The organism is Psychrobacillus lasiicapitis (assembly GCF_006861795.1).
Taxonomy (GTDB): domain Bacteria; phylum Bacillota; class Bacilli; order Bacillales_A; family Planococcaceae; genus Psychrobacillus; species Psychrobacillus lasiicapitis.
In genome coordinates this window covers 238984-261815 of the sequence record NZ_VDGH01000009.1, presented here as the reverse complement: position 1 = coordinate 261815, position 22832 = coordinate 238984, and the positions used below count along the sequence as shown (strand labels likewise).

19 protein-coding genes and 2 riboswitches are annotated in these 22832 nt (G+C 37.4%); of the genes, 5 read left to right on the top strand and 14 right to left on the bottom strand.

Annotated features, from left to right (window positions below; translation table 11 throughout):
- Positions 1–454: 454 nt before the first annotated feature.
- Positions 455–1786 carry an NCS2 family permease gene (locus tag FG382_RS16225; RefSeq protein ID WP_142539927.1) on the bottom strand — a complete coding sequence of 444 codons (1332 nt, stop codon included), beginning with the start codon at positions 1784–1786 and terminating at the stop codon, positions 455–457.
- 84 nt (positions 1787–1870) lie between these two features.
- Positions 1871–1972: riboswitch (purine riboswitch) on the bottom strand.
- A gap of 189 nt (positions 1973–2161) precedes the next feature.
- Between FG382_RS16225 and FG382_RS16220 the strand changes: the two genes are divergently transcribed.
- Entirely contained in the window at positions 2162–3088 is a 927-nt protein-coding gene (locus tag FG382_RS16220; RefSeq protein WP_142539926.1) for a helix-turn-helix transcriptional regulator, read from the top strand.
- A gap of 32 nt (positions 3089–3120) precedes the next feature.
- The gene (locus FG382_RS16215) at positions 3121–3513 is read left to right on the top strand and encodes a GyrI-like domain-containing protein (RefSeq protein WP_142539925.1); all 393 of its coding nucleotides are present in this window, start codon (positions 3121–3123) and stop codon (positions 3511–3513) included.
- 51 nt (positions 3514–3564) lie between these two features.
- Here the strand turns inward: FG382_RS16215 and guaA are convergent, their stop codons facing one another.
- The 9 genes from guaA to FG382_RS16170 all read right to left on the bottom strand — a co-directional run bounded on the left by guaA (position 3565) and on the right by FG382_RS16170 (position 17446).
- Positions 3565–5118: a glutamine-hydrolyzing GMP synthase gene (guaA, locus tag FG382_RS16210; RefSeq protein WP_142539924.1), complete on the bottom strand. Its 1554-nt coding sequence runs from the start codon at positions 5116–5118 to the stop codon at positions 3565–3567.
- Positions 5119–5252: 134 nt separating this feature from the next.
- A riboswitch (purine riboswitch) is annotated at positions 5253–5354 on the bottom strand.
- A gap of 34 nt (positions 5355–5388) precedes the next feature.
- The gene (locus tag FG382_RS16205) at positions 5389–7578 is read right to left on the bottom strand and encodes a DUF4129 domain-containing transglutaminase family protein (protein WP_142539923.1); all 2190 of its coding nucleotides are present in this window, start codon (positions 7576–7578) and stop codon (positions 5389–5391) included.
- A complete protein-coding gene (locus FG382_RS16200; RefSeq protein ID WP_142539922.1) occupies positions 7575–8780 on the bottom strand; it encodes a DUF58 domain-containing protein in 1206 nt (401 codons plus the stop codon). The genes FG382_RS16205 and FG382_RS16200 overlap by 4 nt, the downstream gene beginning before the upstream one ends.
- Positions 8777–9727 (bottom strand): AAA family ATPase, encoded by a 951-nt coding sequence (locus FG382_RS16195; protein WP_142539921.1) that lies wholly within the window; start codon positions 9725–9727, stop codon positions 8777–8779. Before FG382_RS16195 ends, FG382_RS16200 begins: the two co-directional genes overlap by 4 nt.
- 680 nt (positions 9728–10407) lie before the next feature.
- On the bottom strand, positions 10408–11235 hold the full coding sequence (gene nadE, locus FG382_RS16190; protein ID WP_142539920.1) for an ammonia-dependent NAD(+) synthetase: 828 nt from the start codon (positions 11233–11235) through the stop codon (positions 10408–10410).
- Between the two features lie 5 nt (positions 11236–11240).
- Complete coding sequence (locus tag FG382_RS16185) at positions 11241–12719, bottom strand: nicotinate phosphoribosyltransferase (protein WP_142539919.1); 1479 nt, start codon at positions 12717–12719, stop codon at positions 11241–11243.
- A gap of 259 nt (positions 12720–12978) precedes the next feature.
- A complete protein-coding gene (locus FG382_RS16180; protein ID WP_229677417.1) occupies positions 12979–15183 on the bottom strand; it encodes an outer membrane protein assembly factor BamB family protein in 2205 nt (734 codons plus the stop codon).
- Between the two features lie 136 nt (positions 15184–15319).
- Entirely contained in the window at positions 15320–16600 is a 1281-nt protein-coding gene (locus FG382_RS16175) for an aminotransferase class I/II-fold pyridoxal phosphate-dependent enzyme (protein WP_142539917.1), read from the bottom strand.
- Between the two features lie 87 nt (positions 16601–16687).
- Entirely contained in the window at positions 16688–17446 is a 759-nt protein-coding gene (locus FG382_RS16170) for an exodeoxyribonuclease III (protein ID WP_142539916.1), read from the bottom strand.
- Positions 17447–17596: 150 nt separating this feature from the next.
- Here FG382_RS16170 and FG382_RS16165 point away from each other — a divergent pair, with 150 nt between their 5' ends.
- A complete protein-coding gene (locus FG382_RS16165) occupies positions 17597–18043 on the top strand; it encodes a GNAT family N-acetyltransferase (protein ID WP_142539915.1) in 447 nt (148 codons plus the stop codon).
- Between the two features lie 49 nt (positions 18044–18092).
- On the opposite strand, the gene FG382_RS16160 is transcribed toward FG382_RS16165, so the two are convergent.
- The 4 genes from FG382_RS16160 to FG382_RS16145 all read right to left on the bottom strand — a co-directional run bounded on the left by FG382_RS16160 (position 18093) and on the right by FG382_RS16145 (position 21503).
- Complete coding sequence (locus tag FG382_RS16160; protein ID WP_142539914.1) at positions 18093–18617, bottom strand: Rossmann-fold NAD(P)-binding domain-containing protein; 525 nt, start codon at positions 18615–18617, stop codon at positions 18093–18095.
- A gap of 453 nt (positions 18618–19070) precedes the next feature.
- On the bottom strand, positions 19071–20153 hold the full coding sequence (phaC, locus tag FG382_RS16155; RefSeq protein WP_142539913.1) for a class III poly(R)-hydroxyalkanoic acid synthase subunit PhaC: 1083 nt from the start codon (positions 20151–20153) through the stop codon (positions 19071–19073).
- Between the two features lie 42 nt (positions 20154–20195).
- Positions 20196–20978 carry a 3-oxoacyl-[acyl-carrier-protein] reductase gene (gene fabG, locus FG382_RS16150; RefSeq protein WP_142539912.1) on the bottom strand — a complete coding sequence of 261 codons (783 nt, stop codon included), beginning with the start codon at positions 20976–20978 and terminating at the stop codon, positions 20196–20198.
- A gap of 54 nt (positions 20979–21032) precedes the next feature.
- Positions 21033–21503: a polyhydroxyalkanoate biosynthesis repressor PhaR gene (locus tag FG382_RS16145; protein ID WP_188713345.1), complete on the bottom strand. Its 471-nt coding sequence runs from the start codon at positions 21501–21503 to the stop codon at positions 21033–21035.
- A gap of 225 nt (positions 21504–21728) precedes the next feature.
- Here FG382_RS16145 and phaQ point away from each other — a divergent pair, with 225 nt between their 5' ends.
- A complete protein-coding gene (phaQ, locus tag FG382_RS16140) occupies positions 21729–22142 on the top strand; it encodes a poly-beta-hydroxybutyrate-responsive repressor (protein WP_142539911.1) in 414 nt (137 codons plus the stop codon).
- Between the two features lie 71 nt (positions 22143–22213).
- Complete coding sequence (locus FG382_RS16135; RefSeq protein WP_142539910.1) at positions 22214–22711, top strand: hypothetical protein; 498 nt, start codon at positions 22214–22216, stop codon at positions 22709–22711.
- Positions 22712–22832 lie beyond the last annotated feature (121 nt).

The following is a 22832-nucleotide window of genomic DNA, read 5'->3' as shown; positions in this document are numbered from 1 at the left end:
GCGTTCGTCCTGAGCCAGGATCAAACTCTCCATAATAGAGAACTTAAAAAGCTCATTTTGTTTTGCTGGCATCATCATTAAATGATGTCATAATTGTTTTGCTATCAGACTAACAAGTTAATCTGAATAGCTATATTTCTTAACGTTTTGCATGTTCAGTTTTCAATGTTCATGTTGTTTTTTTGTCGTTTTGTTTTGGCGACCTTTGTATCTTAACACCCTATTCCATACTTCGTCAACACTTTATTCGACAAAAAGTTGTAAAAAGATAATAACATTTTATTCAGATAAATGCAACTAATATCTTCAGAGAGTTTAAAGAGCCTTGGAACCCTTGCGGTATCTACTTCGAAGACATATACACCATTCACATTCTTTCCGCAGCATTCTCTTTCTATCTACATTTTCCAATAAAAAAAGAGAGACACATGGCCTCTCTTTTCATTACATTCATTTATAAGAAGATAAAGTAACAAATAAATATTACCCACAAACCATACATTATCGGATGAATTTCTTTAATTCGTCCTGCAACGATCATTGTAATTGGATAGAAGATAAATCCAATTGCGATACCAGTTGCAATCGAGTAAGTCAGCGGCATTGCAATAATTACAAAGAATGCTGGTACAGCGATTTCAAATTTAGTCCATTCAATATTTCCTAATGAAGATACCATTAATACGCCGACGATAATAAGTGCAGGTGCCGTAACGTATGAAGTAATTACACTTAATACCGGATAGAAGAATAAAGATAATAATAGTAGAACTCCTGTGACTACTGCTGCAAAGCCTGAACGTGCTCCCGCAGCAACACCTGCAGTAGATTCAACGTAAGATGTAGTAGTGGAAGTACCAGCGACTGCTCCTGCAGTTGTAGCTATTGCATCTGCTAGAAGAGCTTTCCCTGCACGCGGGAGCTTTCCTTCTTTCATCAGACCTGCTTGGTTCGCAACAGAAATTAACGTTCCAGCTGTATCAAAGAAATTTACAAATAAGAAAGTAAGAACAACGATCAAAAATTGATGATTTAAAAGAGATGATGGATCTTTTAAAATCGGATCAAGCGCTGCTCCGAAAGTTGGTGCTATGTCTGGAACACTACTTACAATTCCAGTTGGAGTTGGCACTAAGCTAAAAATCATACCGACAATAGCCGTGATCAACATACCGTAAAAAATTCCACCTTTAATACCTTTAACCATCATTATTACTGTAATCACTAATCCAAAAATAGTTAATAGTATATTAGGATCTGTTAAATCCCCTAAACCAACAATTACAGTATCACTGCTCACGATAATTTTTGAATTTTGTAATCCGACAAAAGTGATGAATAAACCTATACCTGCACCAACTGCATATTTTAACTCTGTCGGTATAGCGTTGATAATTGTTTCACGAATCCCTGTTAATGATAAAAGAATAAAAATAACTCCAGCTACAAATACCCCTGTTAAAGCCATTTGCCAAGGTATCCCGAATTCCAAAACAACTGTAAAAGCAAAGAAAGCATTTAGACCCATACCAGGTGCCAACGCGATAGGATACTTTGCAAGCACTCCCATCAAAATAGAACCAATACCTGCAGCGATTGCAGTTGCAGTAAATACCGCACCTTTATCCATATACATAAATTCTGGTAAACCTTCTACTGTTTCCAGCGACAGAATCATCGGGTTTACAACTAGGATGTACGCCATTGCAAGAAATGTCGTTAAACCACCGATAATTTCACTACGATAATTTGTTCCTAGTTCTTCGAATTGAAAATACTTTTTCATAATATCCTCCATTTATTGTCTGTATAACAGAAAAAGCATACGACTACATAAAAGTCGTATGCTTTAGTCTCTAACAAGCGAAAGAAAACACTTTTCACTCATCGTAGTCGAATCATTTACGGTGATTCGGTAGAGACTTTTGGGCCTTATTCCCAACGTTATACGACAACATAATTAAATTATGATAGTAATATAACACCATACTTTTAAAAAATCAATACAAAAACCGAACATTTTTATAAATTCTAATATAATAGTTCGTCATTGTGACACTTCCAATCTCTTTACTCTTGAAGAAAACGTTTCTTTACACTTCTTTGCATTCGTTATAATGATAGAAGAACTTAACGTTTTTAGTGAGAAGGAGTGCACTTAATGATCAAAGTTGAGAGATTGTTATCTATTTTAGTGATTTTATTAAATAAAGAGATAGTTCCAGCTGAGGAACTGGCTAATAAACTAGAAGTCAGTAAGAGAACTATTTATAGAGATGTTGATTCATTAGCTCTATCCGGGCTTCCTGTTGTCACAATTCATGGTCGAAATGGAGGCATAGGATTGATGCCTTCCTACAAAATGGATAGATATTTGTTTTCTGATAAGGAGAAGCAAACAATTATAGAAGCTTTAAAACTACAACATACTATTCTGCAAGAGGAGAACCAAATACTCATAGAGAAATTAGAAAAGCTAAAGGGAGAAGATGAATCTTATAGCAACTTTACTTTTTACTCCCCAACCATCCATAGAAAAGAAATTGAAATGGAAACAAATGAGAAACTAAAAACTTTAAGAAAGGCAATGTTTCAACAAAAAAAGGTGAAAGTTAAGTATGTTTCTTTAAACGGAGAGATTACCAATAGAGTTGTCTCTCCATCTAATATCAATTTAGCGGATGGTAGTTGGTATATCACTGGTTATTGTGAAAAAAGAGAAGATAATAGGATATTCAAGCTTACACGGATCAGGGAAATTTTACTCTTAGATGAAACAAGTCTAACAATAACTGAAAAAGAATTTCACCAAATGTTTAGTAATGTACAGATAGTGCTAGTATTCCAAAGAAATCAATTGGGCAAGCTATATGATTTTTTCTTGGAAGAGGAAATGGAGATACTTCCTAATACTATCAAGGTCACTTTCACATATGATGCAAATAAAAACCTCCTTCCTTTTCTACTAATGTTCGGCAGCTCGGTTGATGTTTTAAAACCAGACACGATAAAAAAAGCGTATTATCACGAGCTAAATAAAATCCATAAGAAAATTAATGATGACAACCAGTTGTCATATATACCATGATATATTCTCCTTAGAAAGGTGGAGATTTACAAATGACTGAAAATATCCCTGCAAAAGTGGTCTACGGGAATAAGGTTAGGGCAAACAATAACGATGTGAGTATATTCTCTAAAGCTTGGGAGGAATTTTTAAAGAAGCCAGTAAAAGGTGAAATTTATGCAGTTTATAGCAACTATGAAAGTGATTATACCGGAGACTTTGACTTTCTGATTGGAACGGAAGAAAAGAATGGCGAACATAGCATCACGATCAATAATGGAGAATATTATATTTGGAAAGTCGAATCAAACGATTTAGCCGGTGTAAGTAAGGCTTGGAGCGAGATTTGGGAAAGTGATTTACGAAGAGCTTATACCACGGATTTTGAGGTTTATAAAACGGATGGAAGTATAGCCATTTATTTATCTGTAGAAGCTAATTCCTAAAAAAATAGCCTAGAGTCCTTTTCACAAGGATTCCAGGCTATTTTCAATTAACTATTCCCACTCAATCGTTGCTGGTGGTTTACTCGTTACATCATACAGTACGCGGTTAATATGAGGAACTTCATTGACCAGACGTACGCTTATTTTTTCTAGAACATCCCATGGGATACGTGCCCAGTCGGATGTCATTCCATCGATAGAGGTAACTGCGCGAATTCCGATTGCGTAGTCGTACGTACGGGCATCGCCCATTACTCCAACGCTACGAATATCAGGTAGCACTGTGAAGTACTGCCAAATATCACGTTCTAAACCAGCTTTTGCGATTTCCTCGCGAAGAATTGCGTCTGATTCACGAACGATTTCTAGTTTTTCTTCTGTTACTTCTCCAAGCACACGAATTGCTAATCCAGGACCTGGGAAAGGTTGACGCCAAACGATTTCATCTGGTAAACCAAGCTCTGTCCCAAGCGCGCGAACTTCGTCTTTGAATAAAGTATTTAATGGCTCGATTAACTTAAATTGCATATCTTCTGGAAGTCCACCAACGTTATGGTGCGATTTAATCGTTTGGGCAGTGGCTGTACCGCTCTCGATAATGTCTGTGTAAAGTGTTCCTTGTGCAAGGAAATCCATACCTTCTAATTTAGATGCTTCATCGTCGAATACATAGATAAATTCATTTCCGATGATTTTACGTTTTTTCTCCGGATCAGAAACTCCAGCTAGTTTGCTCATAAAACGTTCGCGTGCATCAATTTTAATCACGTTCATATGGAAGCCTTCAGAGAAAGTTTTCATTACACCCTCTGCTTCATCTTTACGAAGTAGATTATGATCCACAAACATACATGTTAATTGGTCGCCAATTGCTTTATGGATTAAAACAGCAACTACAGAAGAATCTACTCCACCGCTAAGCGCACATAACACTTTTTTGTCGCCAACTTCTTCGCGAATTTTTTCAATTTCCATCTCAATGAAACTTTCCATTGTCCAATCGCCTTTAGCATGACAAACGTCGAATACGAATTGACGTAGTAAATCGATTCCGTAAATAGAATGTCTTACTTCTGGGTGGAATTGAACTGCGTATAAGTTCTTCGCTTCATTTGCCATTGCCGCAACTTCACAAGAAGGGCTTGTTGCAATTACTTCAAATCCTTCTGGAGCTACCGTTACATGGTCACCGTGGCTCATCCATACAACTTGGTTTGCAGGAAGTTGTCCAAATAAAGCAGTAGCATTTTTTACGTCAATTTCCGCTTTACCATATTCTCGATGAGAAGCTTTTTCTACTTTCCCACCAAAATGTTGTGACATTAATTGCATTCCATAACAAATACCTAAGATAGGAACACCAATTTCATAGATCGCAGGGTCAATATGAAAGGCATTTTCATCATATACAGAGTTCGGACCACCCGAGAAAATGATTCCAGTAGCATTCATCTTCTTTAAATCTTCTGCTGTTACTGTATGTGGGTGCAACTCACTGTACACTCCAAATTCACGAATACGACGTGTGATTAGTTGGTTATATTGACTACCAAAATCTAATACGACAATTTTTTCTTGTTCTTTCAACAATGGAGTTGAAGACATTAGCATCCACCTTTTCTCTATTTGTGATCCAAGTGCGCTATCTAGAATAAAAAAACGCGTAAGAAAGTAAACCTCTTTCTACGCGTTAATGTTCTCTACTTCAAAAAGGTGAATGCAAATGTCCCTAAAAAAGACATGACTGCATTCACCTTCATAGTCAAGTTATTATCGGTAACTTGGTAGAGACATCCGAACCATATTATCGGACATATACGAGGGCAACTTGGTCAATTTAATTTGACTTTAGTTTACAGCTTGTGGAGTGTAAAATCAACTGCTTAGCTGATTGATTAAATTTTCCCAACTTTCCCGCATTAACGGATAATCTATCTCTGCTTTGTTGCCACCGTAAAATCCTCTTTCATATGCACTTGTCAAGTGTTTCATATGGTTGCCACTAAAACAGCCATCAATCTGTGTAGCATACTCCGTTAATGTTTGTCCCTGTTCTTTTACATACCCATAAGCATGGAGCTGTTTGAGTAACTGATGATACATTTTTTCAAATGAATCCCAGTCATTTTTTCTTGCGCGATATAAAGGGATTAGCACTTTTGATAACCATTTGCGCCTAAATCGATAAGCAAGCAAACCGATAAAAACTAGTCCGATGATTATCCATATAAATATAGCTTTGCGGTCCAATACCCACTTTACAGCATTACTCATTACTTCTGTTAGCTTTTGGGAAACTTCTGTTCTCTCTTTCTCCGGCTTTGGTTTTGTAGGCGTTGGCGCTGGAGTTTCTTTTGGTGCTTCCAACTCATCCGTCTGAATATCTAAATCATAATTTAAGTTTGCACTATTGGTAAATCCGATTGTAGGCTCGAAAGTCATCCAACCTATATTTGGAAAATACGCCTCAACCCATGAATGGGCGTTATTATTCGTTATTTCATAAATAGGAATGCTGTCTTCTCTTTCTACAATCTCTCCTGGTGCAAAGCCTTTCACCCAACGTGCAGGGATTCCTTCTGAACGAAGTAAAACAACCATAGAAGTTGAAAAATTATCACAATATCCTACCTTCGTATCAAATAAAAACTGATCGACGTAATCCGTATCCCCTTCTGGAATTGCGGCTAATTTCTCATTATAACGAAAACCGTTTTGTTTAAAGTAGCGTTCAATGGATTTCGCTTTTTCATATAAATTTGCGTCCCCTTCTGTAATAGAAGTAGCTAACTCTCGTACTCTAGTCGGTAAGGTTTCTGGCAATTGTAAATAGCGATCAAATTCACTTGTCAGACTATCTAAACTTTCTATTTTCGTATTTCGAAGCGCCTTTAAACTATATACAGGCTCACTATAAGCAACATCATAATTTGTAATGGGCGCGGCGCTACCACCGTTGAACGTAGAAAGCTTTTGATTTGTTTCATTCCATGAAAGAGTGAAGGGTTCTAACGCATCTACTTCCTTAAGACCATAAGGTTGCATGACAAAAGAGTATTCCTGTGACATGGAAACACTTGCAGTAGCTGTTCTTTCTTCCTCTCCTGGAGTGATATCGGATTGAATTAATTCCCCTAGTTTATAGCTACTAATTTGTGCTTCTGTATCGGATAAAATCCACCCCTTGGACGTATACGTGTCCTTCGTTTCTATTTTCCAATATTGCCTGGTCGGTACAGCTGCTGTAAATACTGGAGTATCATCTGCGACAAATGCACCGCCTAAATTTTCATCATTCTCCCCATACCCTACTTTCTTATGTACTCCACTTCCATTTCCACCCTCTTCACTCGAAGCAGATGGTTTTGCAGCAGTGAAAAACGGTATAGGGTCTGGCCAGCTTGGTCCAGCTTTCGGTAGTACAAAAGCCAATGCTCCACTAATGACAAGTATTACAACTAGACTTCCTATACCGCCAAGCAAAAGAGGTGTTTTTGCTTGCTCTTTATTTTCCGTCCCAACCTTCTGAGCATATAACAATCCCATCGCGATAAAACCTGATATTAGTGCAATCATGATACTTTTTTCTCCATTATATGGACTAAATGTATCTAAGATTGTTATAAATAGAATCGTAAGGATAAAGAATAATAGGATATTTTTTCTGACACGTATCCAATAGTTTAATAAATACGTAGTCATCCATAACAGTAAAAAAAACAAAAAGGTCCGAAAAGGATTCGTTACTTCTAACCATTCACGTGAGATTAAAGCAGAGGTATTCACACGAATGGCTTCTATCAAATAAGCAAAAGCATCTAAAGAGATAAACGAAAAATCGGTATAGATTGAAATAATTACCCAGCAAATAAATACTATTTTTATCGGTGCTGCATAATACCATTTCAATCTTATGAAGTAAAATAAAAAAGAAATCAATAAGTATAAACTAAATAAATATAAATGATCTGTATCGGTTAACTCGATCACTGGTTTTAACCATTCAACCGTTAAAACAAATACAAAAAAATAAATAAAAAAAGATAACACTGCTTTTTTACTCATGAACGAGTCACCTCCATAAACGCTTGGGCAAAACGATCCTTCGTTATAGTGTGAACCCGAACTCCTCTACTCGCAGCAAACTGATGCATGACTTGTTCCTCTTTCAATAACTTTTCGTCTTTTTGTTTGACAACAAAGCATGTACAAACACGCAAATTACTTGCCGTTTTTTGAACGCTATCTATCCATTCATATGTAAGATTACTTGTAACATATAAAAGAGAAGTTGCTTGTGCCAATGCCCCGTCATGTAAAATCACTTGTTCAATTGATTTTGTTAAATCTGGTTGCACTTTCGTTAAATGATATAGTGCCTGCTGTAATTGACTTTCACTTTGAACAGAGGGGATAAAAAAACGATGTTCACCTAAAGACAAAAAAGCACTGGAAGCCTGATGACGCACAATTGCTTGTAAAATAGAGGCAGTTAAATCGACTATTTCTTCAAAACTATCAGCAGGTGTCCGGTCCATCAAGACGAATAAATCTTGGGATTGCCGGTCTTCAAACTCTTTCGTTTTAAGCGTTTGTGTTCTAGCAAAGGATTTCCAATGAATCCAAGAAACCCGGTCCCCTGGTTGATAAGATCTTAAACCTGTAGCCATGGAAGTATCTTTCATCGTTTGAATTCTCGATACGGCGGCACCTTGGTCATATCTGGTTTCAATAGGGACATATACCATTTCTGTTACATTAGGAAATACAAGGATTGTTTTAGGATTTGGAATAAACGCATCTTTCTTTACCCATCCAAATAAATCACTAACTTGAATAGTAAGCCCCTCTAGTACATGCTCCCCTCGAGGAATATGATCCATTTCATAAGTCCAAGTAAACTCTTTTTTCATTCCCCAAAAAATCATTCGTTTCCATGAAGTGATATTCGCTAATGTGGGACTAACTTTTTCTTCGAACTTTACATACATGAGCGGAAAATGATTATTTCTTCTGATGTGAACGGTTGCCGCGAACTTTCCGCCACTATAAACATTCCGAGTATCAATTGTCCTATTTACATCCAACTTCGAAAGCGGATAAAAAAATAAGAACAAAGAATAAATAGAAAGGGGAACCAACAAATAAAATAAAAACCAACTAACAAATCCACCTTGGAACATGGCATAAAAGAATGCTACGATTAAAAGAAATATTATACCAACAAGACCTTTTAACGGTCGTAACCGTTTCAATCGCTGTTTCATTGACTTACTTTCCTCTTATATGGGACCGGTGTTCGCTTAATAATCCGAGTTAATACTTCTTCCGTAGAAATCCCATCATATCGTGCTTCTGGTCTGAGAATGACACGATGACCAAAAACAAAGGGAGTTAAATATTGAATATCATCCGGTATGACGAAATCCCTTCCTTGAAGCATTGCATAACTTTGTGCAGCTCTCATTAAAGCTATGGAAGCTCTCGGACTAACTCCTAGGTAAATATACGTATCTTGTCTAGTTCGATTGGCAAGATCGACAATATACCCTTTCATCGTTTGGTCAACCTTCACCATTTTCACTTGCTTCTGTAAATTTAATAATTGTTCCAATGAAATAACAGAATCGATTTGTTCAATCGGAGTTAGTTTTTCAACACGATCGAGAATTTCAATTTCCTCACTTGGATTCGGATATCCCATTTTCAGTTTCAATAAAAAACGATCGAGTTGGGCTTCTGGCAGCGGATATGTTCCTTCATGCTCTATTGGATTTTGTGTAGCCATGACGAAAAATGGTTTAGGAATTGGCATGGTAATCCCATCAATTGTCACGGATGCTTCTTCCATTCCTTCTAAAAGTGCGGATTGTGTCTTAGGAGAAGTACGATTTATTTCATCTGCTAGCACGATATTCCCCATAATTGGTCCTGCTCTAAATTCAAATTCCATTTCTTTTGGGTTGTAAATAGAGACTCCTAATACATCCGATGGCAATAAATCCGGCGTAAACTGAATTCTTTTAAAATCCGCACCAATAGATTTGGCAAGAGCACGTACCATCATCGTTTTTCCAACACCCGGTACATCCTCCAGAAGTACATGTCCTTCTGCAAGGAGTGCTACTACTGCCAACTCTGCAATATGTTTCTTACCAATCATCACTTTTTCTATATTTGTAATAATAGATTGAATTTGCAATTGTTCCATCATCTTTTTTCCCCCGGTATCCTCTATTGAAAGATTAGTTTGAATATTAATATAGTATATAATTAGCATACCGAAAGTTACAATATAATACAAATAAGAAAATACTTAACCATCTCTCGCAGAAGAAGAATTGTACAGTCACTTCTCGCAAATAATAATATTGGTATGTCGCACATAATAGGGAAACTGCGCGGTAGTGAGTTGAATGAAGTGGACGCTGGGATTTCCGCTACAGGGCGGACGCTTTCCGCCGGCTTGGCTTCAGCCGCTTCCTTCTCTACGCTCAGTCCAGGGTCTTCAGCTCAAGCTATTCTGGCTGGAGTCGCCACCCTTTCGCTACAATCCAGTAGAGTCTGCTCATTACTAAGAAATGATGCACTAAATCTAGTGCTATATTGTTTTTCTATAGGAAAAACCTAAGATTAATGGAATAAGACTTACNGTGGGATTAGCGAGACAGGTGAGACCCCGCACGTAGCGTTAGCGGAGGAGGAGGCTCACCGCTCGCCCCACGGAAAGCGTCCGCCTGGAGCGGAAATCATGGCGGACATCTTAGTATCTTACCGCGCAGTTTCCCTATACTAGTTAACAAATCATAGGGCTTATAATTTCATAACCAATAAAAAAGTAGAGAGGGGAAGTTCAACATTTCCCACTCTCTACTATTTTTACATATCGGTTAACTATTTCCAGAAATCATCAAACACTGTAATTGGCATATGTCGCTTATGCATAGATCGAGTATAAAAGCCTTCAATTTTTTCTTGTGATGCTTGGGAAATTTTTTTACCCTCTAAGTAATCGTCAATTTCTTCGTACGTTACACCAAGCGCTACTTCGTCCGGAATAGCCGGGCGGTTTTCTTCTAAGTCTGCAGTCGGAACTTTCAAATATAAATGCTCCGGACATCCTAGTTGTTTAAGCAACTGCTTGCCTTGTCTTTTGTTCAAACGGAATATGGGAGTTAAATCTACACCGCCATCGCCGTATTTTGTATAAAATCCAGTAACAGCCTCCGCTGCATGATCTGTTCCAAGTACAACGCCATTATACATTGCGGCAATTGAATATTGCGCCTTCATACGTTCTCTAGCTTTTTCATTCCCTTTTGCAAAGTCCGATAATGTAACACCTGCTTCGCTTAGCGCTCGTGCACTTGCATCCACTGCCTCTTTAATATTGATCGTGACAGATTTAGACGGTTGGATAAAATCTAATGCATCTTGACGCTCATCTTCATCAAATTGAACACCGTACGGTAAACTTACCGCGATAAATGCATAGACTTCTTCGCCAGCTTCTTTATTTAGCTCGTCTACAGCGAGTTGGGCAAGCTTTCCAACTAATGTAGAGTCTTGTCCTCCTGAAATACCGAGCACCATACTTTTCATAAAGGAATGCTTCTTTAGATACGCCTTCATAAAATCAATACTAACTCGGATCTCTTCTTCCACATTAATGTTTGGTTTCACTTTCAAAGCTTCGATAATTTTCTGTTGCATAGTTGTCATTATGATCAGCCTCCATTTTGTGCAATAAGATTGTGCTCCATCTCTTTTACTTCTTGAATATTGCGCATTTTATTGTCCCAACATTTTTGGCTCAAATCGACCGGATATTCCTCTGGGTTCAGTGAACGTTTATATTCGTCCCATAGCAAATCTAAATTAGCATGCGCATAATCACGCACTTCTTGTAAATCCGGAATTTCGTACGTAACTTGTCCGTTTTCTATCACTTTTACATGCAAATCTTTCGCTTCAAAGTTTGTCACAAATTTGGATACAAACGTGTGTACCGGGTGGAACATCTTCAAACGTTTTTCATGCGTTGGATCTTCATCATGCATCGTAATATAATCGCCTTCTGCCTTTCCGTTTTCTTTATCAATAATTCGGAACAGCTTTTTCTGACCAGGTGTCGTTACTTTTTCAGTAGTAGAGGAAATTTTAATCGTGTCCTGCATCGTGCCTTCTTCATCTTCAATGGAGACAATTTTATATACCGCTCCAAGCGCCGGCTGGTCGTAACCTGTTATAAGCTTTGTACCAATACCCCAGCTATCCACTTTTGCTCCTTGAGATTTTAAATTTAAAATTGTATATTCATCTAAATCATTCGAAACGATAATTTTAGCATCCGTAAATCCAGCCGCATCTAGCATCTTTCTTGCTTCTTTTGAAAGAAAAGCAATATCACCAGAATCTAAGCGAATACCGATAAAATTGATTTTGTCCCCCAGTTCCTCGGCCACTTTTATAGCAGTAGGAACGCCTGTTTTTAAAGTGTTATACGTGTCCACTAAGAAAACACAGTCCTTATGTCGTTTTGCATATGAATGGAAGGCTTCGTATTCACTTTTATACGCTTGCACTAAAGAATGGGCATGTGTTCCAGAAACAGGAATACCAAACATTTTGCCCGCTCGCACGTTACTAGTAGATTCAATTCCACCAATATATGCAGCGCGAGTTCCCCAAATAGCTGCATCCATTTCTTGCGCTCGTCTTGAACCAAACTCCATCGCAATTTCATCTTTCACTACTTGTTTAATACGAGAACCTTTCGTTGCGATAAGCGTTTGATAATTAACAATATTTAAGAGTGCAGTTTCCACAAGCTGTGCTTCAACCAATGTCGATTCAATCCGCATAATTGGCTCATTCGGAAATACAAGTTCCCCTTCTAGCATTGAGTAAACATCACCCGTAAAACGAACCGTCCGCAAATAATCGATAAAATCTTCCTTGTAGCCGACTTCATGTTGTAAATATTCTAAATCGCTTTCGGTAAAATGAAAATTTCTTAAATAATCAAGGCATCTTTCTAGTCCCGCAAAAATGGCATAACCATTCCCGAACGGAAGCTTTCGGAAGAACAACTCGAATACTGCTTTTCTTTCGTGCATGTTATCCGCCCAATAGGATTCCGCCATATTAATTTGATATAAATCCGTATGTAAAGCTAAACCGTCGTCTGGATAATTCTTTTTCATCATGATCCCCTTCTCCATAACTTCTAACTAATAACGATTGAATCTAGTATACACTATTTCCCCTTTTTCTTGGATAATTAAACTGTACCCATCTTCATGAAATAGGGAAAGCGCGTTATACCAAGGGGCGGTAAATCCTCATCGCTCACCCAGCGGACTCTTATTCAACTCACTAAATCGTAGTATCTATATCTTGCACAAATCAACATAAAGAAACCAGCCATCGACATACAAAATGGCTGGTTTCTTTTCACTTCACTTATCCCTCACCCAATGGAGAAATAACCGTCACTATATAGTCTGCTACTGCTTCAATTTCTTCAGGAGTTAACGAATCTTTAAAGGATGGCATTGTTGCTCCTCCGTTTGTTATTCGATCGATCACATTTTCTCTACTTTCAGCAAACTTACTATTCTGTAGGTTTGGTCCATTATGTCCATTCGCCCCTTGATTGCCATGACAAGCAATACAACTATTTGCGTACACCTCTAGACCAGCATCTACACTACTTACTGTTTCGCCTTCTGTCTCTTCAGCGTTAGTAGACTCGTTAGTATCACCTTTTGCCGAGGCATCAATCACTTGCCCTTCAGGCAAGGTTCCTCCTAATTTAAAGGTGTACACTTTATCGCCATGTTTAGATCCTGCTAGTGCATTTCCTGCTGCGTAAATCGAAATATATTGTTCTCCATCAATTTCATACGTGACAGAAGGAGCATTGGCACCTGCATCCATCATATATTCCCACAATTGATCACCAGTTTTAGCGTCAAAAGCAATTAGACGACCATCGTTATGACCTACAAACACCAGATTTCCGGCCGTTGTTAGAACACCGCTGTATGCTTGAGCATCCCAGTTTTGTTGCCATACGATTTTATTTGTTTTAACATCGAGTGCAGTTACTGTACCGCGTGATGGTGCATTGGAAACTGGTTGCATAATGCTACCGATATACATAGAGCCTTCCTCAAATGCTTCCTCTTCTTGTCTAGCAAAAGAAAAATAGTTATCATTTCCTAAAACATAAAACAGCTCCGTATCAGGGTTATAAGCAGATGGTGGCCAGTTCGCACCACCGGCAGGCCCTGGTTTAAGTGTTATCGGTTCCTCCCAAAACGGTGTAAAGATATCGCCTATTTTCCCTTCAAATACATCTCCTAAATCGCGGTCAACATCTTCTTGAAAAACCCCTTGCGGCACAAATGCATCTCCTATTGGGAATGGCTGAGTTGCTGCTGTTTTTTGTTCAGCCAATTGGGGTACCGGCTTTTCTTCAATACCCACTAGCGGTGTTCCATCCGTACGATCTAAGAAATAAACCCATCCTGTTTTCCCCGCTTGCCCAAGACCCTTTCGCATCTCCCCATCTTTTTCTACATCAAATAAAACAACCGGGTTTGCTGGATCCATATCCCAAATATCATGATGCACTTCTTGAAAATGCCATACATAATCACCATTTTCCGCATTTACAGCAACGACAGAGTTTGCATATAAATTATCGCCCTCTCGATTGCTACCATCTAAGTCAGGAGCCGTATTTCCAGTTGCAAAGTAAATATACCCAAGTTCCGGGTCAACTGCTGGTGTATTCCAAACCGGTCCCCCTCCAGTTAACCAAGCATCATTATCTGAAGGCCAAGTATCTCCATTGATATCTGCCGGTCCAGGAATAGTATAAAAACGCCATACTTCATATCCTAAATCGGAATCGTATGCCATTACGCGTCCGCGAATACCATATTCTCCTCCAGCCACACCCGTATACACTTTTCCATTATAGTAAAGTGGTGCGCTTGTAACGGTATATCCTTCTTCCCATTCCGCCACTTTCGTTTCCCATACTTCTTCACCTGTTTTTTGATCAAGGGCCACTAGCCTTGCATCCAATAATCCTACATATACCTTTCCATCACCTACTGCTACTCCCCGTGTCGTCCAGCCACAGCATACCGTGTCCATTTCTTGTGGAATATCCGGAGTATATGCCCAAATCTGTTCACCTGTTTTGGCATCAATTGCAAATACGTCATTAGCACCGGTCGCAATATACATAATGCCATCCACCACAATAGGTGTAGCCTCTCCTGAATATTTATCTTCTGCTCCAGAGCCTAGACTACTAACCCAAGTTGGTTTTAAATCACCTATGTTTTCCGATGTGATTTGCTTCAAAGTGGAATAACGTCTGTTGTAATAATCGCCCCCGTGTATCGACCAATCTGTTGAAGCATATTCAACCTTCATGTCTGGGTTAGCTGGATTCGTTAATTCCTTATCCTCTTCTTCAACTTCCGGCTTAGTCTCCGCATTTGTCTCTTCTGTTACTGTAATGGTAGCGTATGGTGATCCTTCCTCTTGTTCTTTATCAACATATAGATAAAGAACAAAAATCGTTACTAAGGCAATAATAATTCCAATAAAAACTTTTGCCCACCCTGGTATACGTTCGCCTCTCATCTTCATCCCCCCTAAACTATTAAAATAACGTTTCAATAGTTTATGTCTCGGATTCCAGATAAATGTTAGCGTTTACATTTTACATCATAAAAAAACTGTTCATGAACACTAACTCACGAACAGTTTTTCAAAACAATTATTTAGTTAAGTCTTGGCATCCTTGATAAATCAAATCAAATAGCTCTTCAATATCTGACGCTTCTACGCATGAAAAGGCTACGCGGATATCTGTTTTATTGCTTGCAATAACCCCCACACCGTATTGGTCTAATAAGTGAAGACGAAGTGTTTCCGCATCTAAATTAGTTAACTTCAAGCACATAAAGTACCCAGAGTTAAATGGGTAGTACGTCCAGTAGGAAGCAAACTTTTCGTTCGCAAGTACTTCCTTCGTTTTAATCGCACGTGATTGCATAATTTGAAATTTCTCTTCTTTTTCTTTTAAAAACTCTTCTGACTGCAGAGATTCCAAAAGAATTGTTTGGGAAATATGAGAACCACTCGAAATCGTTCCGCGAATAATTCCTTTTGTTTTTTGTTCTAATGCATCCAAGACATCCGGAGTGGCAGCGTAAGTAATAAAACCAACGCGTAATCCCCATACATAGTTTTCTTTCGTAGCTCCGTCGATTTTCACCGGCAAAATATTTGGATGACTATCTGCCAATAATCCAAATAATGATTCCTTAATCGAATCTTCATAGAACAAGCCAAAGTAAGCATCATCCAATACGACAACTAATTTAGTACCAGAAGCGGCTACATCTTTTAATACTTGAACAATTGCTTCTGCTTCACTAATCGATGGTGTATAACCAGTTGGATTGTTCGGGAAGTTTAATAACACAATCGCTTTTTCTTTTTGCTTCGTTAACGTTTCACGGAAGGCTTCTACATGAAAACCATTCTGTTCATTGAATAAAGGGAACGTTTCTACACGGCCGCCTCTTCTAATCTGGAATACTGTATTATAGTTACCCCAATATTGCTCCGGCGAAATTAGGACATCACCTGGATTCATAAACAAATCGGCTACAATACTTAAACCATGTGTCAACGCACTAGTTACAATTGGCATGCCAATTGATTTATTTTGCATCGAAGGGTTATCTTTTAATAATTTTTCTTTCCAAATTGAACGTAATAATTCTTTTCCTTGTGGAGCTGCATATGGATAGATATCCTTTGGAGCGTATCCTAATTTCTCTTGTATGTGACGGAAATGCATCGGTTCTCCATTTTCGGTTGCGATTCCGATTGTGGCATTAAAGCGATGCGCTTTTTTCCCTGCTTCTGCACTTTGGCTTAATATACCTTTAGGATAGTATAAACTTTTTCCTAAGTCGGATAACATATCAAAAATGACAGGATTTTCTTTTTGCATTTTTTCATTTAATTGCACGGCTAAAGCATTCATCTATAGGTACCTCCAGAAAGTTGATATAGAAATATTGTACTCTATTTCATTAAAGTATTGTAGTTTTTCTCATAATATATTGAGTATTCAAGAATTATCTAATTCTAAAACGACCGGACAATGATCACTACCAAGTACTTGCGCATCAATAGAGGCATCCTTCAATACTGGTGTAAGTTTCTGTGAAGCGATGAAATAATCAATCCTCCACCCAATATTGCGCTCCCTTACTTTATTCATATATGACCACCAAGTATAAGCTCCCTCACGTTCCGGATAAAAATAACGGAAAGTATCCACGAAACCAGCAGTCAATAAATCCGTCATTTTTCCACGTTCCTCAAGCGTAAACCCAGAGTTTCCCCTATTGGATTTGGAATTTTTCAAATCGATTTCTGCATGCGCAACATTTAAATCACCACACAGAATAACCGGCTTCACTTCGTCTAGCTTTTTCAAATATGCCCGCATCTCATCTTCCCACTCTAATCGATAAGGAAGTCTAGTTAAATCTCGTTTTGCATTGGGTGTGTAGACATTCACTAAGAAAAAGTCTTCGAATTCTAGCGTAAGGATTCGCCCTTCATCTTCTGTCTCCATGTCGCCAACACCATATTTAACAGATAGCGGCTTCACTTTCGTAAATACAGCAGTTCCAGAGTACCCCTTTTTCAAAGCATAATTCCAATATTGTTCATATCCATCTAGCTGTAAATCTATTTGTGTTGCTTGCAATTTTGTCTCCTGCAAGCAAAATATATCTGCATTTACTTCTTTAAAATAATCTAAAAATCCTTTTTGCACACAAGCGCGCAATCCATTTACATTCCAAGATACTAATTTCATATGTATTTCCTCCTTACAAATAAAGCTGGCCATTCTGATTATGTTGTATTTACAACAAAAATAAATTCATTTAAACTAATATATACATATAAAAAGATTATGACTTGAGTCTACTTGCTTGTCTAATCAAAAGAAAAGGACTGAACATAAATGAGTTATAAAAGAATAACAGAAGATAGCGACTTACAAAAAGCGTTTCATATTAGAAAAGAAGTTTTTGTAAAAGAGCAAGGCGTACCATTAGAAGAAGAGTTTGATCAATTCGATACGCTAGAAGGACAATGCGAACATATTTTAGTCGATTATGAGAATCAACCTGTTGGAACTGGTCGATTAAGAATAGTGGATGGAATAGGTAAATTAGAGCGTATTTGTATTTTAGAGCCTTATCGTAAATTTGGCCTTGGAAAAGTAATTGTTAAGGCATTAGAAGAAATCGCTAATAGAAAAGGATTGGCCCAAGTAAAATTACATGGACAAACCCACGCAGAAGGTTTTTATGAAAAACTTGGCTACCAAACAGCCTCGGATGTATTTGACGAAGATGGCATTCCACATATCTTGATGAAAAAAACATTGGATACAAAATTAATTTAAGCAATCAACAATTATAGCGAAGAGCATGACTTCAAAGTTGATGCTCTTTCTAACTAGAAATTTCCCCAACCAAGCTATAGCTCTGACCCGCTAGTATGGAACGAATAACTCCATCCGCTATTTCCACATTTGTTAACCATCTTTGTCTATCATTTTCTCTAACAAAACCTAGTTGTATGATTTTATGTTCTAGATCTTTCTCGGGATAGTATTGTTTTTTCAAGTGTTCAGCGTTTGCTTGGCTACCTATTACTTGCCAAACGTTACTTTTCTCCTCTATCCATTCGAAAACAGTGGAAAGTGCATGTAAACCATCGGAATGTAGCCAAACAACCGCCTCAGTTAAAGGACCATATACCTCTATGCTTTTTCGTAGCGCATTATGCAAATCGGTAGCATCTCTATAATCAAGATAGATTGCTTTTATATTTTCTGGTTTCGAACAAGAATCTTTCATTCTATTCATTTTTTCTTCGTTCCGTGCAATAACGGAAACAAGATGGTTATTGTCGGCATACCACTTAGACACCTCTGCTAACATTCCCGTCCCGCCAATTATACAAATATGTTTCATTTGGTATCATTCCTCTCAAGTATAGATTGCTTATACTATTTAAAATTATTTCAGCACATCCACACCAAAATGATGGCTTTCTATTATCAGTACAATCTAACTTCATCTACTTAGCATTATCTTAACTTAATTGTGATACTTTCTATAAAATAAGGTGAAAAACTAATAAAGAAGCGGTAAGCAGCCAAAATTGTATCTTTGGCTGCTTTTTAATGAATAAGAAAGTAGCATTCCTTTATTAACCTAAAGGTTTTGTAATTTGTTTAAATACGTTTTGGGAGTAGGTCGGGCGAATGTTTGTAGTACGATTACCGAAAAAATACGAGTGGCGTTAGCAGTGCTAGCGCCACTCGTATTTAGAAAACTCGGTTATAGCATTACTAGACATTCAAGTCCAGAGCACTTCCAAAACCTTATTTTACAGTTTGCGAGAATTAATTTTATTCCTTTATATTACTTCGAATTATCGGTAATCCATTTTTCAATATAAGGATGTATTTCATTGATTGCTTTGCGACCTGTGACAACCGATACATGACCAGTTTCTACTATATGTAGTGTCTTGTTTTTGCTAGACACTTTATCATTAAGCGGTGCAATCTGTTGTGGTAAAGCAATGTTGTCACGTGTGGCAGAAATATTCAGTAGATTAGCTTTAATATTCGCCAGTTCTACTTTGCGTCCCCGTACTGATAGTTGATCATTAATGAGTTTGTTGTCCTGATAGAAATCTCTAATCCACTGTCTATAAGATTCGCCTGGGAAAGGAATACCATCGTTCAACCATTTTTGCATGAGCTTCCAATTTAGAACAAAGTCTTCGTTTTCCACACGGTCAGCTAAACTGATATATGGTCCGACAACATTTGAAATTGGATTAAGTAGCTTATTTCCAAAATCGATTAATTCGAAAGGAATATTACCAAGCGTATCGACCAGTTTATCTAGTTGGAAATAACGTTTATCCAACCAGTTTGAATAATGCCCTGCATCTTTAAAATCAATTGGGCTAGTCATTAATATAAGATTGCGAATTGGCAATTGTGGATAAAGTGCAGTGAAAATTGCCGTCATTGTGCCACCCATGCAGTATCCTAAAAGCGTGATATCTTTTGCTTTTGAAGTCTTTAACACTTTGCTTACTGCTCTGGGAATATAATCTACGATATAGTCATCTAGCTTCATATTGCGGTCCTCATAGCCAGGAGTACCCCAGTCCAACAAATAAACATCATGTCCTTTATTCGTTAAGTGCTCTATTAAGCTATTTCCTGGATACAGATCTAATATATACGGTTTATTTATTAATGCGTAAATCATTAAAATCGGTACTTTATTTGTTTTCTTAATCGCCGGCTGATAGCGATATAATTTTGATTTATTTTTCGTCCAAATGACTTCTTTAGGTGTCTGACCAACTTCTGGTTCAGCATCCGAAGAGATAACTTCTGTTAATCGTTTAATCTGTTGGATGTTCTTATCCTCCGATAAACGGTCGATCCAATTGTCAAATTGCTTCGTATCTAACGTAACCATAAAATCACTCCTACCAATATTTTTCAATATGGAAACTTTTTGTTACATATATAGACCGCCATTTACATTGATTTCTTGACCTGTAATATAGCTTGCTTGTGCTAAAAACAAGACAGCTTCTGCAATTTCACTTGTACGGCCCAATCTTTGTACTGGCACTTTAGCAACGATTGCATCTTTTACATTTTCCGGCATTGCTGCAACCATTTCTGTTTCGATGAATCCTGGGCAAATCGCATTTACTGTAATACCGTTTCTAGCAGTCTCTAGAGCCAGCGACTTTGTAAAGCCTAGTAATCCAGCTTTTGATGCAGAATAATTCGTCTGTCCAAAACCACCCGCTTGACCGATGATTGAACTGATATTAATAATACGGCCAGACTTTTGTTCTAACATATGGTTAATGACAGCAGATGTTGTGTTGAAAACACTGTTTAAGTTAATATTGATCACTTGATCCCATTCTTGCTTGGACATTTTACGGAAAGTACGATCTCTTGTCACACCTGCGTTATTAATGAGGATATCGATTTTCCCGAAACGGTTCAATACTTCCTCTATAAGCTTTTGTGAGTCCTCTTCTATAGATATGTCTGCTTGAATTGCAAACAAACTGCCACCTTCTTGCTCGATTTCTTGCATAACATTTTCCATATCTAAAGTGCTACTAAGATAATTACCTACAACTTGTGCGCCATTTTTTGCCAATGCTTTAGCTATTTCAGCTCCAATTCCTCGAGAAGCCCCTGTTACAACAGCTACTTTCCCTGCAAGAGGTTTTAATGGATTCGTTTGTTCCAATACGGTTGTTTGCAATTTTGTCATTTAATACACTCCCAATATATGTTTTTTTAAGAAATCATTTAATATAGTAGAGGATTACTTCTTAGTACTTGTAGCATTTAAAGCTGTTGTAGTTAAAGGTCCATCTGTTACTTTAGGGGTATTTTGTGCAACGATTGATTTATCAAGCAATTCAATCACTTTATCTAATTTCTTATCTAGATTATTTAGTCCTTTTCTAAGTTGTTCTATCTCTCTAGAAGTATCAATCTTGTACACATCCATTTGATCTTCTAAATCATCCACTTTAGATTCTACGTTTATTACAAGGGAAGCAACGTTTGCAATTTCATCCCTAGAAGGCATATTAGCTTGTTTCAAATAGGATTCGGTCATTTTATTTACAAATCCTTGATATTGTAAATATTGACTTTGAATCTGTCCTAAACTTTCTGCAAAGGATTCTTTTCCAAGTGTATCTTGGATGGCATCTCTCCATGTACTTTCTGTTTTCTCATACACGTTTTTCCACATTGTAAAAGCATCAAATGAAGTTGTCTGGGTCAATGGAAATCATCTCCTTTTCTTAAATTCACCATAACTTTATCACACTTTAACGTAGTAGTGTGTATTAAAATTGTAAAAATTGTGACTATTCGATATTTTTATAAAATATCCTTCATATTTCGACAAAGCTTGTCAAACTTTTTCAAAAATTAATCCCTTGACTTAACAAACATATAGGTGTAAATTACACTTATATGCAACAGATGAATAAGTAGGTGATTGATAATGGAATCAAAAGAAGAAGCTAAAAAAAATAAGAACACTAATATCGGTGCTCCTAAAAATTTCCTCATCCCAATCATGTTGCTGCATTTACGTGATTGGAATACACATGGATATGAACTTATGGAGAAAATTTCACAGTTTGGTATGGAATCCGTGGACCAAGGGAACTTTTACCGTCTCCTTCGGCAACTAGAAAAAGATGCATTGGTTACATCCGAATGGGATACGACATCAGGGGGGCCTGCTAAACGTATTTATTCCATTACAGATGCAGGAAAGCAATATTTAGATTTGTGGGCTGGTTCATTGAGTCAGTATCAAAAAATGTTGAATCAATTTTTCAATATTTATAACCCTTTCTTTAACCCGCTTCAACCTTCTTCTAATAAGAAGGAAGATGAGGAGCAGTATTAGGATGTAATGCGAATAGTAGCATTCATTATAAATAATAAATATGTTTTGCTAAATTAAAGGAGGAATTACAGATGGCTAGAGAACAACTAAGTAACGGTGTCGATTTATTATGGGACGGATGGTTAAATGGATTTAAAACACTACAAAGCTTACAAGATGATGTGCAGAAAAAAGCCTTTCAAGCATTTACGTACCAAAAAGAACTTCTGGATTCTACAGTAGCTACATTAAGTGCTATGGAAGAAGAAACAAAAAAAGCAACGCAAGAATGGCAAGATAAAGTTCAAACGAGTGTAAATGGAATCAGTGGAAACACACAATTGCAACAAGTTACTACATGGTTAAATAATATTCAAGAGATTAACGATAAAGCACAAGCTCTATCATGGAAACCAAGCTATGCAGTTCTGGATCTGTTCGTTCAATCACAAAATCACCTAGAATCCACTGTTAAAGCTGCATTAGAACAACAAAAGCAGGAACGCGAAGAAACACTTCACAAAATCGAAGAATTGACTGCGTTGCTTAAAGGAGCACATAAAGATTTGTTGGTATCTGTAGGTGTATAATTCCTAGCCTTTAGATATTAAAAATAAAGGAAGAGAGAGGTCTTCATTTTTGATGATGCCCCTCTCTTCCTTTATTTTTGGGTTAATCACAACCATACAAAAATGGCAATCGCCAGTACAA

Excerpts from the sequence above, each read along its gene's own strand:
- FG382_RS16135 (WP_142539910.1), top strand. The coding sequence starts at position 22,214 with ATGGCTAGAGAACAACTAAGTAACGGTGTCGATTTATTATGGGACGGA.
- FG382_RS16200 (WP_142539922.1), bottom strand. The coding sequence starts at position 8,780 with ATGAAACAGCGATTGAAACGGTTACGACCGTTAAAAGGTCTTGTTGGT.
- FG382_RS16195 (WP_142539921.1), bottom strand. The coding sequence starts at position 9,727 with ATGATGGAACAATTGCAAATTCAATCTATTATTACAAATATAGAAAAA.
- FG382_RS16175 (WP_142539917.1), bottom strand. The coding sequence starts at position 16,600 with ATGAATGCTTTAGCCGTGCAATTAAATGAAAAAATGCAAAAAGAAAAT.
- FG382_RS16165 (WP_142539915.1), top strand. The coding sequence starts at position 17,597 with ATGAGTTATAAAAGAATAACAGAAGATAGCGACTTACAAAAAGCGTTT.
- FG382_RS16160 (WP_142539914.1), bottom strand. The coding sequence starts at position 18,617 with ATGAAACATATTTGTATAATTGGCGGGACGGGAATGTTAGCAGAGGTG.
- fabG (WP_142539912.1), bottom strand. The coding sequence starts at position 20,978 with ATGACAAAATTGCAAACAACCGTATTGGAACAAACGAATCCATTAAAA.
- FG382_RS16185 (WP_142539919.1), bottom strand. The coding sequence starts at position 12,719 with ATGAAAAAGAATTATCCAGACGACGGTTTAGCTTTACATACGGATTTA.
- guaA (WP_142539924.1), bottom strand. The coding sequence starts at position 5,118 with ATGTCTTCAACTCCATTGTTGAAAGAACAAGAAAAAATTGTCGTATTA.
- phaC (WP_142539913.1), bottom strand. The coding sequence starts at position 20,153 with ATGGTTACGTTAGATACGAAGCAATTTGACAATTGGATCGACCGTTTA.
- FG382_RS16220 (WP_142539926.1), top strand. The coding sequence starts at position 2,162 with ATGATCAAAGTTGAGAGATTGTTATCTATTTTAGTGATTTTATTAAAT.
- phaQ (WP_142539911.1), top strand. The coding sequence starts at position 21,729 with ATGGAATCAAAAGAAGAAGCTAAAAAAAATAAGAACACTAATATCGGT.
- FG382_RS16215 (WP_142539925.1), top strand. The coding sequence starts at position 3,121 with ATGACTGAAAATATCCCTGCAAAAGTGGTCTACGGGAATAAGGTTAGG.
- FG382_RS16205 (WP_142539923.1), bottom strand. The coding sequence starts at position 7,578 with ATGAGTAAAAAAGCAGTGTTATCTTTTTTTATTTATTTTTTTGTATTT.
- FG382_RS16180 (WP_229677417.1), bottom strand. The coding sequence starts at position 15,183 with ATGAGAGGCGAACGTATACCAGGGTGGGCAAAAGTTTTTATTGGAATT.
- FG382_RS16225 (WP_142539927.1), bottom strand. The coding sequence starts at position 1,786 with ATGAAAAAGTATTTTCAATTCGAAGAACTAGGAACAAATTATCGTAGT.
- FG382_RS16170 (WP_142539916.1), bottom strand. The coding sequence starts at position 17,446 with ATGAAATTAGTATCTTGGAATGTAAATGGATTGCGCGCTTGTGTGCAA.
- nadE (WP_142539920.1), bottom strand. The coding sequence starts at position 11,235 with ATGACAACTATGCAACAGAAAATTATCGAAGCTTTGAAAGTGAAACCA.